The organism is Nitrospira calida, from assembly GCF_976986435.1.
The window spans coordinates 1,776,842-1,792,312 of record NZ_OZ335950.1; the positions used below are offsets into that span (position 1 = coordinate 1,776,842).

The following is a 15,471-nucleotide window of genomic DNA, read 5'->3' on the forward strand; positions in this document are numbered from 1 at the left end:
TGGCGCCATCGGCCCACCCCAGGAAGCCGTAGGAAGCGATCGAGGCGGGTTCGTGTTCCGGTATCAGGCTTGCACCGCTTGCCGGCGAGGGGAGGATCGCGATCATGACCATCTTTGACAAAACCATGAGGCTGATCGAGCGAACGCTGGATCTTGGCGCGGCGCGCCAGCGGGTCATCGCGTCCAATATTGCGAATGAAGAAACTCCTGGCTATCGCGCCAAGGAGCTGTATTTCCGCGACGCCTTAGCGGCCGCGGCAGGCGGGCGACCGCCCATTGCGCTGGCGGCCACCCACGGCCGGCACATCGGACTGCGGGGCGAAGGCGTGTCGCTGGTGATGGGAAAAGTGGCGGAGATGCCTGCGGGGGATCTTCCTTTGGACGCCAACTCCGTCAACCTCGACCTGGAGATGGCGAAGCTGTCCGACAATGCCATGCGGTACCACACGGCGGCGGTCATCATGGCGCAACGGTTTCGCCAATTGATGAACGCGATCCGAGAGGCGAAGTGACGCGTCGAGGAGCCGTGCGTCATCGATGCGCCTCGAGACGAAATCTTCAATGCGAACGACGCGTAAGGAGGTGGCGATGGAACTGACTGACAGCATTGCGGTGTCGGTCTCCGCGCTGGATGCGCAGCGGCGGAGGCTCAATGTGATCGCGAGCAATTTGGCCAACGCACATTCGACGAGCACGGTTCACGGCGGCCCGTATCGGCGCCGGGACGTCGTGTTTCAGGCGATTCCACTCCGCGGTCCCTTTTACCGCGCCGTACGTCAGGTGGCCTTGGGATCGGCGACCCAGGCGCTGGCCGGAGTCAAGGTGGCGAGAGTCGTCGAGGACCCGAAGCCGGGCCAAACCATTTATGATCCCCGACACCCTGACGCAGACGCCAAAGGGTTCGTCAGGTTGCCGAACGTCAACATTCTGGAGGAAATGGTGAACATGATCAGCGCGTCTCGAGCTTACGAGGCCAACGTTCAGGCGATCAACGCCACCCGCGCCATGTGGAACCGAGCGCTCGAGATTGGGAAATAACGATGATGGACCATGTACGGATCGGACCACCCGCCGGTCAACCGATTGCCGAGTCGGCTTGGGCGGATGCTCCTTCACAGGCGCAGGGAGGGGGAGGGTTCTTTGCCACGCTCAAGGAAGCGATCGCCAAAGCCAACGACATCCAGATCGAAGCAAACCGTCAGGTGGAGGCGCTCATGACGGGCCAGTCGGATAACGTCCATGGGACAATGGTTGCGCTCCAACAGGCTGACCTTTCGTTTCAATTGATGATGCAGATCCGCAACAAACTGATCGCCGCCTATGAGGAGATCCAGCGGATGCAAATCTGACCGAGTTGCCAAGAAGCGAGATATCGTCCTTCGCGCAACGGTGAGCCACCTGCTCCAGTAGGCCTTCAGCCGAGGTCGTATGTTTCAGAAACTGAGTGACTTTTCCATCCGTCAGCGACTGGTCATCCTTGTGGCCCTCGCTGCTGCCGTGGCCGGTCTGATCGCCGTTGCGCTCTGGACGCAGCAACCTGACATGCAGGTGCTGTTTTCCAATCTGGCGACAGATGACGCCGCCGCGATCGTCGAAAAACTCAAGGATGCGAAGGTCCCCTACGAAACGACGGCGGGCGGCACGACGATTTTGGTCCCCAGCGCCCAGGTTCATGACCTGCGTCTCCAGTTGGCGGGCCAGGGCCTACCGCGCGGAGGCGGCATCGGATTCGAGATCTTTGATCGTTCCACGCTGGGCATGTCGGAATTTGTGCAAAAACTCAACTATCGCCGTGCGTTGCAAGGCGAATTGGCCAGAACCATCGCGCAAATGCCGGAAGTCGAACGGGCCAGAGTGCACCTGGCGCTACCCGAACGACGGCTGTTCGCGACCGAGCAGGATCGGCCCCGTGCGTCGGTCGTCGTCGCGTTGCGAAACGGCCAGGTTCTGGGCAAAGCGCAGGTTCAAGGCATCGTTCATCTCGTCGCGAGCAGCGTGGAGGGTCTTGCGACGAAAGACGTGACCGTCGTAGATGGTCACGGCCATCTGTTGTCCGCCCCGGCGGCCGCGGAGGAGTCCGCGCAGTTGACCGGTTCGCAACTGGAGTACCAACGAACCCTGGAGAAGGAGATTGAAACCCGCATTCAGACGATGCTGGAGCGGATCGTCGGCGTGAACAAGGCCGTCGTCCGCGTGTCGAGTGTCCTGGACTTTCGCAAGATCGAGACGACTGAGGAGCGGTTCGATCCGAACGGGCAAGTCGTGCGGAGTGAACAGCGGGGGCAGGAGCGGACGAGCGGGATCAATGGTGTGTCAGGGGGCGTGCCCGGCGTGCAGTCCAATGTCCCGCCGGGCGCAGAGGCTGAGCCCGCCCAAACCAGTTCCACCAACACCCAAATGAAGAACGAGACCATCAATTACGAAATCAGCCGTACGGTCTCCAGGATCGTGGAGCCGATCGGTACGATCAAAAAGCTCTCGGTCGCGGTTCTGGTGGACGGAACCTACGAAATCGTCAAGCCGGCCGCAGGCGAGACACCGGCTGCTGAGCCGGTGCGCAAATACATTCCGCGTTCGGAAGCGGAGATGAAGCAGATCGAGGACATCGTCAAGAAAGCGATGGGCTATTCGGCGGAGCGACAGGATCAGGTGCAGGTGGTCAATGTGCAGTTCGGGTTCGGCGCCGAGGACGGCACGCCGACCGGCGCGGAAGCGGAGGCTTCACCGGCGAAGGCGTGGGCACCGTACGTGCGGTATGCGGTGGGCGCCGCGCTGTTCGTGCTGATCCTGCTGTTCGTCGTCCGGCCGTTGTTGGGCATGCTGGCGGCGACCATCCGACCGAAAGACCTGGCGGAGACGCCGCCTTTGCCGGCTCCCGTGCGGGACGTGGAGACGGCCCTCGGAGGGGGGACCAGACCGCGGACGACAGTCGTGGAACTGGCGAAAAGCAATCCGGAATCTGCCGCGGTCGTCGTGCGGCAGTGGCTGAAGAGCAACGTCTGATACGTTTATGGCCAGGAAGCTGAGCGGAGAAGAGAAAGCTGTCATTTTGTTGCGCGCCATCGGCGAGGATGCGGCGGCGCAGGTTCTGAAGTGTCTGGAGCCGAAGGAGATCCGAAAAATCGGCGCGCTTATGAAAGAAACAGCTAACATCACCCGCGAAGAGGAAGAAGAGGTAATTGCGGAATTCGAGAAGGCCAGCGCCAGCGGAGAGATCGGCTTCGAAGGCAAGGAATACATCAAGTCGGTGCTGACGAAAGCCCTCGGGCCGGAGAAGGCAGCCAGGATTCTGGAATCGTTGACCTCGGCCAGCTACCCGGGTTTGGAGGCGTTGAAATGGGTCGATGCCAAAACAGTGGCGCAATTGGTCAAGGTCGAGCATCCCCAAACGGTTGCGGTCATCTTGGCGCACATGGATCCGGAGCAGGCCAGCCAAGTGTTGGCTGGATTGCCGGAAACCCTCCGAGCGGACGTGGCGTTGCGGTTGGCGACCATGGAGGAAGTGCGGCCGGAAGTTTTGCAGGACCTGAGCGAAGCCGTGCAGGAATCTCTTTTGGCCGGCACCGGATCGCGGGCTATGAGCATTGGCGGGGCTGAGGTCATCGCCGATATCCTGGCGCGGCTCGACAAGGGGACGGAAAGCGCCATCCTGGCCAAGATCGCCGAGCGGGACCAGATATTGGCCGACAGCATCCGGGCGCTCATGTTCGTCTTCGACGACCTGATCAAATTGGACGACCGCAGTGTGCAGGAGCTACTGAAGGAAGTCGGCAAAGAGGACTTGCCGCTCGCGCTGCGAGGGGCCAGCCCGGAGGTGAAAGAGAAGTTCTTCCGCAACATGTCCGCTCGCGCGGCCCAAATGCTCAAAGACGACATGGAAGCGCGAGGACCCGTCAAGTTGAGCGAGGTGGAAAAAGCCCAACAGAACATCCTGAAGGTGTGCCGCAAGCTCGAAGAAGAAGGACGGATCGTGATCGCCGGTCAGGGAGAGGAATTGGTCTAAGTGGGCGTCCCAGGGGGGATCCAAGACGCGCCGACGGGCTGTGCGGCCCTTGTGGCGTGGCGCCTCGAATCGGAATCGGTTCTGGTGGTGGATGATGACGCCGGCATCCGCCGGTTGCTGGCAGAGGTGCTGGGCGGGAACGGCCTGCGCGTGGCCACCGCCGCAACCGGGGCGGCCGCGATCGCTTGCCTGAGGCGTCGGTCGGTTCCGGTGCTTGTCGTCGATCTCCATCTGTCCGACATGGACGGGCTCGCGCTGATCCCGCAGGTTCTCGAGATCGACCCTCGCACGTTCATCGTCGTGGTGACCGGGTACGGCAGCGTCGAAACGGCCGTCAAGGCCATGAAAGCCGGGGCGTCGGATTTTCTTGCCAAACCCTTTCAACCCGAGCTTGTGCTCTCGACCGTCAAGCGTCTGCTGGAACTCCATCAACTTCGGCAGGAGCGCTCTGTGCTGAAGGGTACGGTCGTGAAGTCTGGTGCGGTCCGGCTGCGAAGCCCGCGCTTGATGGATTTCGGTCAGAGAGATCCGGTTCCGGCACCAGACGGCCTGACGGAGTTCGAACGCGGTGTGGCGGAAGGCGAACGACGGATGCGGGAGCGGGAAGGAGCCGTCCGCGCACGTGAACACATGCTCTTGGCCGAGGTGATCCGTCGACTGGAGCAGACGATCGTCGGCCTGCACGCCACGATCGAAGAGGAAGTGCGCGCATTGGCGTTTGCCATCGCGACGAAGGTTGTTCGGCGGGCGGTGGAGGCGAGCCCGGACCTGGTCTTGGATCAGGTTCAGGCCGCGCTGGCCCGCGTCAAGGATTCTCCATCCGTGCGGGTTCTGGTTCATCCGCAGGATGTGCCCATTCTCGAGGGCGCACGCGAGGCTTTAACCGCCGCATGCGAAGGGGCGGTCAGTCTGGTCGTAGAAGGCGACAGCGGAGTACCGCCGGGTGGATGCGAAGTGCAGACCCCCACCAGGCTCGTGGATGCGACGCTGGAGTCGCAACTGATTCGGTTAGGCGAAGCGCTAAAACGGCGTGGCTAGTGTCGGATATTCACATGAAGGCTATAGAGCAGTTGCACAGCGTCGAGCCGGTCGCCGTGCATGGGCGGGTCGCCCAGGCGGTGGGAATCGTGATTGAAGGATACGGCCCGGTGACATCGGTCGGTGAAATCTGCGAAGTCACCCTCGAAGACGGGCAGGGTACGGTGCCGGCTGAAGTCGTGGGATTCCGCGGTGAACGTGTGTTGTTGATGCCCCTGGGCGAAATGCGCGGGATCGGTCCGGACAGCCGGCTGATCATGAAAGGTCGGTCTGCCTCGGTCAGCGTCGGGCCGCAGGTGTTGGGCAGGATTCTTGATGGTCTCGGGAACCCGCTCGACGGCGGTGCGCCCATCGAGGGTCGAGAGCGGTATCCGCTGCATGCTGCCCCGCCCAACCCGCTGACTCGCGCGCGCATCGCGAAACCGCTCGACCTTGGCATTCGGGCGATCAATGCCCTGTTGACCTGCGGCGTGGGCCAGAAACTGGGCATTTTCGCCGGCTCGGGAGTCGGAAAAAGCGTCTTGCTGGGGATGATCAGCCGCTACACGGTCGCGGATGTCAATGTCATCGCCCTGATCGGCGAACGCGGCCGCGAGGTGAAAGAGTTTCTCGAACGCGATCTGACGCCGTCGACCATGGCGCGATCTGTCGTGGTCGTCGCGACGTCCGATCAGCCGCCGCTGGTGCGGATCCGCGGCGCCCTGATGGCGACCACGATCGCCGAGTATTTCCGGGATTGCGGGAGGCAGGTGCTGCTGGTGATGGACTCGCTCACCCGGTTGGCCTACGGACAGCGTGAAATCGGCTTGGCCATCGGGGAGCCGCCGACGACCAAGGGCTACACGCCGTCGGTCTTCGCGTTGCTCCCAAAGCTGTTGGAACGAGTCGGCACTTGCGCAGGACCGGGCAGCATTACAGGCCTTTACACCGTGCTCGTGGACGGCGACGATCTCTCCGACCCCGTCGCCGACACGGTCCGGTCGATCCTCGACGGCCACATTGTGCTCTCGCGCGATCTCGCCGCTCGGAATCATTTTCCCGCGATCGACATCTTGCAAAGCACAAGCCGTGTTATGCGGGACATCGTGTCGCCTCAACATTTCACGGCGGCCCGGGCCATTGTCGAGTCCGTCGCGACGTATCGGCGATCGGAAGATCTTATCACGCTGGGCGCCTATAAGCCGGGGGCCAGCCGGTCGCTGGACCGCGCCGTCGCAGCCCATGAAGCGATCACCGCGTTCCTTCGGCAGGAGATCGACAAGCCTGCGGACTTCGCGAGTTCGGTCGAGGCGCTCCACCGGCTGGCTGAGGCGGTGTCATGAACGTCGCGACCTTAAAAGCCTACCAGGCGCAGATCGAGGACGCGCTGCGGATCGAGATGGAGCGGTTGGCACAGCGGCTGCGCGAGGTCGAAGCACGACGCGCTCGTCTGGAGTCGGAAGCCGATGCCGTCGCCCGCGCCTATACGCAGCGTACGAAGTCTGGTATTTCCGCGCGCGAAGCGTTGAGGGAGTATGAGGCTCTTGAACGGTTGGCGCGATCGATCCGACAAGCCAAGGACGGGGCAGCCGTTCTGCGTGAGGAATGGGAGCGAAAGCGGCAGGAACTGCTGGAAGCCTCGCGGGAACGTCGCAAATTGGAGTTGTTGGAGGAGCGAATTGAGCGGTGCCGGCGGCGCGCCGCTGAACAGCAAGATCAGCGGTTGGCGGACGAAGTCGCCGGTCGCCGGACTTCCGGGTGAAGAGGGCCTGGTCGAGGCCTATCATGGTACCAAGCAGTAACTACAGGCGGAACGATCGAATCCACATCAGCCGGGCGGCACGGGAGAAAGCCGGCGCCCTGTCCTCGCGAAAGCGCATCCGACCCATGACGGTGATTCTCCTCGTCGCCGGCACGGTGTCGTGTTTGTGGGGGCTTTCTAAATGGGGACAGGGTTCCTCCAGGGCGGCGCAGGAAACCGAAGTGCCTCATGCCCCAGCCGCAGCCGAGCGCACTACGGCTCAAGCGATCGGCCAATCCGTTTCTGTCGCCGCTCCGGCCAGTGTTTTGAATCCTGCGGTCAGCAGTCCAATACAGGGCCCTGCCATTGATGTTCCCCGCGAAATCGTCGAAATGCTCGATTTGCGAAAAAAGGAACTGGATCGCCGCGAAGAATGGCTACGCTCCGAGGAAGAACGGTTGAGGATGCTGAGAGCGGAAATCGAGCAGATTTTGAGCAAGTACGAACAGGCGGTGGAAGCGGAGGAACGGCGCCGAAAAGCGGCGCAGGAGGAGCTCGCCAAGGCCGAGAAAGAGCGAAAAGCTCGGGAAGAACAACAGGCGGGCGAGAGGCGAGAGAAACATCAGAAGGAGCTCGCAAAGATGTATGAAGCGATGGAGCCCGAAGAGGCTGCCGCGCGTCTCGAAAAACTTCCGGACCGTCAAGCCATCGCGGTCTTACGCCTGCTCAAGGGCAAAACCGCTGGAGCCATTCTCGCCCAGGTCAACCCCGTTCGTGCCGCCAAGCTGACTGCACAACTTCTCGTCACTCCCTAATCGGCGGCGTATCCCCGCCGGAGACGGCCAACCCGGGAAATTCTTGCCCTGTTGCCTCGTCACCTTTTGCCGACTTTTCCCTGTCCCTAAAACGACGCGAGAAAAACCGGTCGTTTTTCCAGGCGCTTGAACAGTCCAGACCGGTGGCACGGCGCTTGTACGTCAGATCCTGGAGCCCCGAGCGGGGCGGCTCAACGGTCGGACGAGGTGGAGTGAATGGAAGCGTCGCTTACCCATGCGCCGGCAAAGCCTGCGTCGAACGGGAACGGAACAGGTGGGATCACGCTCGAAGGGACCAGCCTCGCGATGACTCCCGGTTCAGACACCTTTCGCAAGATGTTGGAGGATGTCGACTCGGAAGCCTGTTGCGCCGTGGCGCGTGTTTGTGGCGAGGCGGAGCGGGTAGCCGGGCTTTTCAAGGAGACTGGAGAAGCGGAGATTCTGTGCATCATGAGTGCTGCGGCTGGTATCAGTCCAGCCGACTCCGGTGGTGTATCTGTTCAGCAGAGCACCGCGCGCGCCATCGGGACCCTCACCGGTGATGAGGCACACGACAAGGGGACCGTGGATCTTCCGACCGCGGAAGAAGTGAGGGCAGTGCCTGAGGCTTCCGAGCGGGCTGAAGAGACGAACGGCCAGCCGACGGGCGACCCATCGGGTGAACTCTCTTTTGTGAGGGTGGCCGTCCTGCCGCCGCTCTTCACGGGAGCCGCAGCTCCGGCGGCGCCAACCGACCACATCGTCCCTCGCCAGACGGCGACCGGCGACGCCAGACCCGGCGTCATCGAGAGCGCGCCTGCGAGGCCCATTGCTCCGTGCCTGAATGGGGCAGCAGAGGATCCGCCGCCGCCGCAACTCCGAGCAGAACCCGCCTCGCAGACCTCGCAATCGGTCGCCCAATGGGCCGTGCGGTCACGGGATCGAATGGATCAACCGGGAGCAGACAAGCGTCTCAAACCAGCCGAGCCCTCCGGACCTGCAAGGGGTCAGGTCGACCTTAATCCCCAGGCCGAGTCGGGCCGAGTCATGGACCTCGACGAGCTCGTGGCGTCGGGACCAGAGGGGCGGAACCGTTCGGTGAGCGCGGCAGGTTGCGAGAACGGTCACGTCGCCGAGAACGCGGCGGGCGACAGTGCCAACTGCACGGGTGAAGGCCGGACGAGCGATCAGCCGACGGCGAACGAACAAAAGGGGGAAGAATTCGTCGGCCTGCCAAAGAGTCAGGCGGTCGTACGTCTGCACGAAAGGGATCACAGGTTCTCAATCGAGTCTGTCCCGCCTCACATGCCGACCGTGTCCGGCTCGGCTCCGGGATTTCAACCGCCGGATCATCCGTTCGACCCGGCCCCGATCCGTCCGGATATGTTGCCTCGACCAACGGCTGGTTTCGGGGAGTCCGGCGCAGCAAAGACGGTTCACGCCGTCCAAATGAACCTGGATCCGGACGACCTGGGCTGGGTGCGGGTCCGCGTCGTCCTCGCCGATTCGACGGTCCACACGCACGTCACCACCGAGTCTGCGGACCTCGGCCAGTTTTTGATCGGTCGGCGCGACCAGTTGGAGTCCGCTTTCCATGCCTCGGGTTTGGACATGGGGCAGTTCAAGGTCCATATCGATCAGCAGGGATCGGGGCAGTCGGCCAACGACTGGGCCGCACGGTCATTCGGCGATCAGCCCCAGCATCCGCATGGGCGGCACAAGCCGATGGTGCCGGACCAGAGCCAGCCGTATGCCGCCGAGCCGCACGGATTGAGCGTGTTCGCCTGATCAGATCGAAAAAGGAGCCGACACGATGGCCGCCATTGCGACAACCGGATCCACCACCAGTGCCGCGCCGTCGCCCTCGAACGCATTGGGCGCCCGGGAGCTGGGACAGGATGATTTTCTGAAACTGCTCGTCACGCAGTTAAAGAATCAAGATCCTCTCAAGCCCATGGATAACACCGCCTTCGTCGCGGAACTGGCGCAGTTCAGCCAACTCGAACAAAGCGCCAAGCAGGTCAAGTTGCTCGAGCAAAGCCTTGCGGCTCAAGCGGCCAGTTTGCCATATGCGCTGTTGTCTCTGGTCGGACGCCAAGTCACGGTGAACGGCGGGGTTGTCCAGTTGGAGACGGGGCCGGTGCCGCTGACCTATACGCTGGACCGCGATGCGGCCGCCGTCCAGATCACGATTGCGAATATGCACACTCAACTCGTGAGCACGCTGGAGGGTGGTCCCCAGGGAGCCGGCGCGCAAACCGTCAACTGGGAGGGACGCGACCAGAACGGGAGACCGCTCCCGCCAGGAGTCTATCGGTTCTCCGTCACGGCGATTGATCGCCAGGGCAAGACGGTCGGCGCGACGACGCAATCGCGACTGACGGTGACGGGCGTGCGCATGACAAACGGGCAGCCGATGCTGCTAGTTGGAGATCACGAGCTCGATCCCACTATGGTCCTCGAAATGCGGTGAAGAGGGAGCGTCTTTGCCGCGGACGGCGGTCACAATCCCTCTTCGTACGGTAAGAGTCGGCCGAGGGGCGAAGGACGCGAGGGGATACACCTTGCGCCTGGCCTTCTCTCAGGCCGGTCGACAAAGGAGGTCATGACACATGGGCATTCTCTCGTCTCTCTTCGCCGGAGTCAGCGGGCTCAACGCCAACGGCACGGCCTTGTCGGTCATCGGCAACAATATCGCCAACCTCAGCACGGTAGGGTTTAAATCCAGCCGAGCCACATTTGCGGACCTGATCAGTTCCTCGATTTCTGGCGGGTCGGGCGCGATCCAGACCGGTATCGGCGTGGCGCTCACCTCGGTGCAGGGCAACTTTTCCCAAGGCTCACTGGCGACCTCCAGCAACGTGTTGGACCTCGCCATCGACGGGAATGGGTTTTTCATTCTCAAAGACGCGCAGGGCGGCACGTTCTACAGCCGTGCCGGGCAGTTTCGGTTGGACAAGAACAACAACGTGGTCGATCCCAGCGGCTTCAAGCTCCAGGGATTTTTGGCGAACGCCAACAACGTGATCACCGGGACCATGGGGGACATCTCCCTGCCCTCGACGACCGCCCCGCCGAACGCCACGACCACGGCGTTTATCGCGGCAAATCTCAATTCTCAGTCGACGGTGATCGGCACGGGCTTCAGCATCAATGATCCGACCGGGACCTCGAACTTTTCGACGGCGATGACGGTATACGACTCGCTCGGCAACCCCCATCTATTAACCACGTATTTCACCAAGACAGCCGCGAACACCTGGACCTATAACGTCGTGGCAAGCACCAGCGATATCGTCACGGCCAACTACCATGCCGCCAACATCAACACCTCGTTGGGGATCGTGCGGGTCGGATCGGGCACGCTGACCTTTACCACCGACGGGCGGTTGGATACCGAAAGCGTGGCTACGCGCTATGACGACGGGACGGCTGCCGGATCGGCCGGGACGGTGCCGGGGCAGCTTCAAATCGATTTCGTGGGAGCGACGCAAGATCAATTAATCACCTATAACTTCGGCTCCAGCGTCACCACGGAAAGCGGCACGGGCCTGGACGGGACGACGCAGTTCGGATCCCAGTCGGCGTTGGTGCAGCAGACGCAGGACGGCTACGCGGCAGGTTCCTTACAGGCTTTTTCGGTCGACACCAACGGCGTGATCAACGGCCGGTTTTCCAACGGTCAATTGCGCGCTCTTGCTCAGGTGGCCCTGGCGCGTTTTCCGGACCCGCTTGGCCTGACCCGGACCGGCAAGAACACCTTTGCCCAGTCCGGCAACTCCGGCCAGCCAGTGGTCGGAACGCCGGACAGCGCCGGGCTGGGACGGGTGTTGTCCAACTCGCTGGAACTGTCCAATGTGGATCTCGGTGAGAGCTTCATCGACATGATCGCTGCGCAGCGCGGCTTCCAGGCCAACTCGCGGGTGATCACGACTTCCGACGAAATTCTCCAAGAATTGGTGAATCTCAAACGATAACTGGGTCCTTCTGTCTCGTCACGCGGCGCCCGCTGAAGCACCCGGGCGCCGCGCCCGCTGGAGTCTGCCATAGATCATCGACGCATCTTGGGCCTCATCCGGCAAGAATGTCCACAAAGCCCGTCGCCCTGTCGGGCGCATGGCGCCCCACCGCGTCAGCTTTCTGACGTTGTCAAGAGACCGGTGTGCTTCGTGGCGCCGCTGATAGCACGGGCTTCCATGAGGCGGAGCCAAGCACGCAGTTTTTGGGCCTTTTCCCCCATCTTGTCGACAAGAGTGCGTCGCCGGCGTGGGCATAAGCATTGCACACCTGCTGCGCCGGACAGTTAATGCAGCGGAGGTGCTTCATGGCGGAAGCGGTTGGAGAAAAAACTCTCGCGGCGGTTCCGGCCGGCGTTCCCTTTAAGCTGGTCATTGTGATCAGCCTTGCGGCGCTACTCATCGGGCTCGGTGGCGCGTTCGCGTTCTTAAAGTTGAGCGGAGGCCACACGGCTCAAGACAAACACGCCGGCGGCCAGGCATCCGGAAGCGGCGAGGACGGCAGTACGGCCCACGGCGCGTCGACCGTTCCGTCGGGCGTGCCAGGGGTCATTTACGATCTCGAACCCTTCATCGTGAATCTCGCCGATACTCCGGAGATCCGCTATCTCAAGGTCACGATCAAGCTTGAGCTCGACAGGGCGGACGCCGGGTCCGAAATCGCCACGCGGTTACCCCAGATTCGGGACTCAATTCTCGTGCTGCTTACCAGCAAGGACTCCGCCAGCGTCCGCAGCCCGCAGGGCAAGTTCCAACTGCGCGACGAAATCACTCAGCGCGTGAACCAGTTGCTGCCGCGTCCAGGCGTGCGAGCGGCCTACTTCACGGACTTCGTCGTGCAGTAGGCGGCACGCGGGCCGAACAGAGCATGGCGCCGATGGAAAAGATTTTGTCGCAAGAGGAAGTCGATGCCCTGTTGAAAGGCGTCGTGTCCGGCGAGGTGGACACGATGCCCAAGGAAGAGGCGCCGGGCGGGATCAGGACCTACGACCTTCTCAATCAGGAACGGATCATCCGTGGGCGGATGCCCACGCTCGAGATGATCAACGACCGATTCATCAGGCGGCAGTCCGCGTCGTGGAGCAGTCTGCTTCGTGAACCGTCGGACTTCATCATCGTCGGAACGCAGATCATGAAGTTCGGGGAGTTCCTCAAAAAAGTTCCGTTTCCGTCCTCGCTGAACGTCTTTCACATGGACCCGCTGCGAGGCAACGGTCTGTATGTCATCGACGCCTTTTTGGTGTACCTCATCGTGGACTACTTCTTCGGCGGCAAGGGCCAGACTCATGTCAAGCCCGAGGGCCGCGATTTTACGCCGATCCAGATGCGGGTCATCAAAAAAATCGTGCAGCAGGCGTTCGTCGACTTGGAAAAAGCCTGGCAAGCGTTGCTGTCGGTCAAGATCCGCCATATGCGCTCGGAGAGCAATCCGCAATTCGCCATGGTGGTCTCGGTGTCTGAGATCGTCGTCGTCGTCACCCTGCAAGTGCAAATCGGCGAGACGACGCGTGATCTCTACGTGGTGTACCCGTATTCGATGCTCGAACCAATCAAAGAGAAACTTTATTCGGGGCTGGTATCCGACCAGGTGGAACAGGACGGCAGTTGGGCCAGCCGGTTCAGGGACACATTGCAGGACTGCCCATTGACGCTCACGGCTCGGCTCGGAACTGCGACCGTCCGGGTTCGGGATGTTCTGAACTTTGCTCCCGGCGACGTGTTGGTGCTTGATCAGCGGCCCGATGATCCCTTGGAGTGTTTTGTGGAAGGGTTCCCGAAGTTTCTGGCCAGTCCGGGAGTCTTCAAGGGCAACTATGCCTGCCGTATCACCCAAGTGCTCTCGTAAACCGTCCACCCGAGCGAAGGAGACGATCCGATGACACAGGCTGAAACCAACCCTCCGGCGGGCGGAGCGCCCGCCGGAGTCCAGGCGGCCGATCCGCAGCCGGCCTCGTTTCCGACACTGGACAATTCGGGCGCGGCGTCTGCGGTCAAGAATCTGGATTTCATCCTCGATATCCCGATGCAGGTCACGGTGCAAGTGGGGACCGCCCGCATGGCGATCCGCGACCTGCTGCAACTGGGGCAGGGATCGGTCATTGAGCTGGAGAAGTTGGCCGGCGAACCGATGGAGGTGCTCGTCAACAACAAGCTCGTGGCCAAGGGCGAAGTTGTGGTGGTCAACGAAAAATTCGGGATCCGTCTGACCGATGTGGTCAGCGCGGCGGAGCGGATCCAGCAATTGGGGTAACGCAGCGCTGCGTCATGTGGGACGGGCGATGCATAGCGCACAACGCGTCGCGCAGCACCGGGAGGGCGCACGATGCGGCTCACCTCACGGAATGAGCAATGGACTTCACTGATGGTCTCCTGCGTTCGGCGTGGGCATTGGCGATCGTGTTGAGCCTGATGATGGCCGTCGCGGCGGCGGCGCGGCGCCTCTTCCGCGGGCGCGTCCTCTTGCCGGATCAACAACCCGTAGTCCGGATCTTGGGGGATGGCTATCTTGGGGCGCGCAAGAGTATCGCGGTCATCGCCGTGGCCGAAGAAATCTTTGTCGTCGGCTCCACCGCCGACAGTCTTGTGCCGCTGGGTCGCATCACGGATCGCGAACAGGTCCGGCGCCTTCTCTCACAGTCGCCGGCCGTCGGCATCGGAGAACGTGTTGTTCCGGGTCAACCTGACCCGATGTCGCCGATGACATCGCTCGGGGCACAGATACGCGCGTTGTTCCACAAAGCGGATCAGTCACCGACCAAGGGTGCGGGTGAACATGGGACGGGTTAAGGGCGCGGCCGGGCGGTTCACCGCCCGGCGGCGGTTCTCATCGACCATGCTCCTGGGCGCCGTGGCAGCGGGCTGGTTGTGGGGCCAACCGGACCAGGCGCTAGCCGGGGGGCCGTCAATCACGATTGATCTGGGAAGCGACGTCGGCCCGAAGCCGACGGCGGTCGTGATCCAGATCCTGGCCTTGCTGACGATCCTGTCGCTTGCGCCAGCCTTTGTCATCATGGTGACCTCGTTCACGCGCATTGTCATCGTGCTGTCCTTTCTCCGGCAAGCCTTGGGCACGCAGCAGGCGCCGCCCAACCAGGTCCTGATCAGCCTGGCGCTGTTCTTGACGATCTTTATCATGGCTCCGGTGGGGCAGAAGGTCTACGGTGATGCCATCCAACCACTCTTGGCCGAGCAGATCGGGTATGAGGAGGCTTGGGCGCGCGGTGTCGAGCCAATTCGGAAGTTCATGCTCGGACAAGTCCGCGAGAAGGATCTCGAACTGTTCGTTGAACTCGCCAAGTTGGAGAAGCCGCCTTCGCCGGATCAGGTGCCGACTCACGTGGTGATTCCGGCTTTCCTGCTCGGCGAACTGCGGACGGCCTTTCAGATCGGCTTCCTCATCTATATCCCTTTCCTGATCATCGATATGGTCGTGGCCAGCGTCCTCATGTCCATGGGCATGATGCTGCTTCCGCCCGTCATGATTTCTCTGCCGTTTAAGCTGGTGCTGTTTGTGGTGGCAGACGGCTGGTACCTGGTCGTCGGATCGCTGATACGGAGTTTTCAGTAGACGGCAACCGGGGATCGACAAGACTGACCCCCCCTTCGCCCAACGCGCGAAAGGAGACGCGATGACACCGGACTTGGTGACGGAAATCGGGAGACAAGCACTGGAGACCATGATGCTGGTGTCGGCGCCGATGTTGGGCTTGAGCCTTGTGGTCGGGTTGCTGATCAGTCTGTTTCAGGCGATGACCCAGATCAATGAAGCCACGCTCTCGTTCGTTCCGAAGATTCTTGCCATCTTCGTCGCGACGCTGCTGTTCTTTCCGTGGATGTTGAGCACCTTGATCGCGTTCACCACGAATTTGCTGGGGAATATCCCTCAGTACGTTCGTTGAG

At 61.9% G+C, this 15,471-nt stretch carries 18 protein-coding genes; all 18 read left to right on the forward strand.

Translation table 11 applies throughout. The annotated features are described in order from the left end of the window. Positions 1-104: 104 nt before the first annotated feature. The gene (gene flgB / locus ACWHTU_RS08825) at positions 105-512 is read left to right on the forward strand and encodes a flagellar basal body rod protein FlgB (RefSeq protein WP_447863154.1); all 408 of its coding nucleotides are present in this window, start codon (positions 105-107) and stop codon (positions 510-512) included. A gap of 76 nt (positions 513-588) precedes the next feature. Further along, positions 589-1,038, forward strand: a complete 450-nt coding sequence (gene flgC / locus ACWHTU_RS08830) for a flagellar basal body rod protein FlgC (RefSeq protein WP_447863155.1) — start codon at positions 589-591, stop codon at positions 1,036-1,038. Between the two features lie 2 nt (positions 1,039-1,040). Further along, positions 1,041-1,349 (forward strand): flagellar hook-basal body complex protein FliE, encoded by a 309-nt coding sequence (gene fliE / locus ACWHTU_RS08835; RefSeq protein ID WP_447863156.1) that lies wholly within the window; start codon positions 1,041-1,043, stop codon positions 1,347-1,349. 79 nt (positions 1,350-1,428) lie between these two features. Continuing rightward, positions 1,429-3,003, forward strand: a complete 1,575-nt coding sequence (gene fliF, locus ACWHTU_RS08840; RefSeq protein ID WP_447863157.1) for a flagellar basal-body MS-ring/collar protein FliF — start codon at positions 1,429-1,431, stop codon at positions 3,001-3,003. Positions 3,004-3,010: 7 nt separating this feature from the next. Further along, on the forward strand, positions 3,011-4,003 hold the full coding sequence (gene fliG, locus ACWHTU_RS08845; RefSeq protein WP_447863158.1) for a flagellar motor switch protein FliG: 993 nt from the start codon (positions 3,011-3,013) through the stop codon (positions 4,001-4,003). Further along, a complete protein-coding gene (locus tag ACWHTU_RS08850; protein ID WP_447863159.1) occupies positions 4,004-5,041 on the forward strand; it encodes a response regulator in 1,038 nt (345 codons plus the stop codon). It abuts the gene before it with no gap. Between the two features lie 14 nt (positions 5,042-5,055). Continuing rightward, complete coding sequence (locus ACWHTU_RS08855) at positions 5,056-6,363, forward strand: FliI/YscN family ATPase (RefSeq protein ID WP_447863160.1); 1,308 nt, start codon at positions 5,056-5,058, stop codon at positions 6,361-6,363. Beyond that, positions 6,360-6,782, forward strand: coding sequence for a flagellar export protein FliJ (locus ACWHTU_RS08860; RefSeq protein ID WP_447863161.1), 423 nt, complete (start codon positions 6,360-6,362; stop codon positions 6,780-6,782). The genes ACWHTU_RS08855 and ACWHTU_RS08860 overlap by 4 nt, the downstream gene beginning before the upstream one ends. A 23-nt stretch (positions 6,783-6,805) precedes the next feature. After that, positions 6,806-7,576, forward strand: a complete 771-nt coding sequence (locus ACWHTU_RS08865; protein ID WP_447863162.1) for a hypothetical protein — start codon at positions 6,806-6,808, stop codon at positions 7,574-7,576. 216 nt (positions 7,577-7,792) lie between these two features. Further along, positions 7,793-9,343, forward strand: coding sequence for a flagellar hook-length control protein FliK (locus ACWHTU_RS08870; protein ID WP_447863163.1), 1,551 nt, complete (start codon positions 7,793-7,795; stop codon positions 9,341-9,343). 25 nt (positions 9,344-9,368) lie between these two features. Next, positions 9,369-10,028, forward strand: coding sequence for a flagellar hook assembly protein FlgD (locus ACWHTU_RS08875; RefSeq protein ID WP_447863164.1), 660 nt, complete (start codon positions 9,369-9,371; stop codon positions 10,026-10,028). 139 nt (positions 10,029-10,167) lie between these two features. Continuing rightward, the gene (locus tag ACWHTU_RS08880; RefSeq protein WP_447863165.1) at positions 10,168-11,532 is read left to right on the forward strand and encodes a flagellar hook protein FlgE; all 1,365 of its coding nucleotides are present in this window, start codon (positions 10,168-10,170) and stop codon (positions 11,530-11,532) included. A 347-nt stretch (positions 11,533-11,879) separates the two neighbouring features. Beyond that, on the forward strand, positions 11,880-12,416 hold the full coding sequence (locus ACWHTU_RS08885; protein WP_447863166.1) for a flagellar basal body-associated FliL family protein: 537 nt from the start codon (positions 11,880-11,882) through the stop codon (positions 12,414-12,416). Between the two features lie 32 nt (positions 12,417-12,448). Further along, positions 12,449-13,417 (forward strand): flagellar motor switch protein FliM, encoded by a 969-nt coding sequence (fliM, locus tag ACWHTU_RS08890; RefSeq protein ID WP_447863167.1) that lies wholly within the window; start codon positions 12,449-12,451, stop codon positions 13,415-13,417. 30 nt (positions 13,418-13,447) lie between these two features. Next, the gene (fliN, locus tag ACWHTU_RS08895; RefSeq protein WP_447863168.1) at positions 13,448-13,822 is read left to right on the forward strand and encodes a flagellar motor switch protein FliN; all 375 of its coding nucleotides are present in this window, start codon (positions 13,448-13,450) and stop codon (positions 13,820-13,822) included. A gap of 98 nt (positions 13,823-13,920) precedes the next feature. Next, the gene (locus ACWHTU_RS08900; protein ID WP_447863169.1) at positions 13,921-14,358 is read left to right on the forward strand and encodes a flagellar biosynthetic protein FliO; all 438 of its coding nucleotides are present in this window, start codon (positions 13,921-13,923) and stop codon (positions 14,356-14,358) included. Continuing rightward, positions 14,345-15,139 (forward strand): flagellar type III secretion system pore protein FliP, encoded by a 795-nt coding sequence (gene fliP, locus ACWHTU_RS08905; protein ID WP_447863170.1) that lies wholly within the window; start codon positions 14,345-14,347, stop codon positions 15,137-15,139. Before ACWHTU_RS08900 ends, fliP begins: the two co-directional genes overlap by 14 nt. 61 nt (positions 15,140-15,200) lie before the next feature. Beyond that, the gene (fliQ, locus tag ACWHTU_RS08910) at positions 15,201-15,470 is read left to right on the forward strand and encodes a flagellar biosynthesis protein FliQ (RefSeq protein ID WP_447863171.1); all 270 of its coding nucleotides are present in this window, start codon (positions 15,201-15,203) and stop codon (positions 15,468-15,470) included. Position 15,471 lies beyond the last annotated feature (1 nt).

Coding starts and splice junctions, on each gene's coding strand:
- ACWHTU_RS08875 (WP_447863164.1), top strand. CDS start 9,369: ATGGCCGCCATTGCGACAACCGGATCCACCACCAGTGCCGCGCCGTCG.
- fliM (WP_447863167.1), top strand. CDS start 12,449: ATGGAAAAGATTTTGTCGCAAGAGGAAGTCGATGCCCTGTTGAAAGGC.
- fliG (WP_447863158.1), top strand. CDS start 3,011: ATGGCCAGGAAGCTGAGCGGAGAAGAGAAAGCTGTCATTTTGTTGCGC.
- ACWHTU_RS08870 (WP_447863163.1), top strand. CDS start 7,793: ATGGAAGCGTCGCTTACCCATGCGCCGGCAAAGCCTGCGTCGAACGGG.
- fliQ (WP_447863171.1), top strand. CDS start 15,201: ATGACACCGGACTTGGTGACGGAAATCGGGAGACAAGCACTGGAGACC.
- fliF (WP_447863157.1), top strand. CDS start 1,429: ATGTTTCAGAAACTGAGTGACTTTTCCATCCGTCAGCGACTGGTCATC.
- ACWHTU_RS08880 (WP_447863165.1), top strand. CDS start 10,168: ATGGGCATTCTCTCGTCTCTCTTCGCCGGAGTCAGCGGGCTCAACGCC.
- ACWHTU_RS08885 (WP_447863166.1), top strand. CDS start 11,880: ATGGCGGAAGCGGTTGGAGAAAAAACTCTCGCGGCGGTTCCGGCCGGC.
- flgC (WP_447863155.1), top strand. CDS start 589: ATGGAACTGACTGACAGCATTGCGGTGTCGGTCTCCGCGCTGGATGCG.
- ACWHTU_RS08855 (WP_447863160.1), top strand. CDS start 5,056: ATGAAGGCTATAGAGCAGTTGCACAGCGTCGAGCCGGTCGCCGTGCAT.
- ACWHTU_RS08900 (WP_447863169.1), top strand. CDS start 13,921: ATGGACTTCACTGATGGTCTCCTGCGTTCGGCGTGGGCATTGGCGATC.
- flgB (WP_447863154.1), top strand. CDS start 105: ATGACCATCTTTGACAAAACCATGAGGCTGATCGAGCGAACGCTGGAT.
- fliE (WP_447863156.1), top strand. CDS start 1,041: ATGATGGACCATGTACGGATCGGACCACCCGCCGGTCAACCGATTGCC.
- fliN (WP_447863168.1), top strand. CDS start 13,448: ATGACACAGGCTGAAACCAACCCTCCGGCGGGCGGAGCGCCCGCCGGA.
- ACWHTU_RS08865 (WP_447863162.1), top strand. CDS start 6,806: ATGGTACCAAGCAGTAACTACAGGCGGAACGATCGAATCCACATCAGC.
- ACWHTU_RS08860 (WP_447863161.1), top strand. CDS start 6,360: ATGAACGTCGCGACCTTAAAAGCCTACCAGGCGCAGATCGAGGACGCG.
- fliP (WP_447863170.1), top strand. CDS start 14,345: ATGGGACGGGTTAAGGGCGCGGCCGGGCGGTTCACCGCCCGGCGGCGG.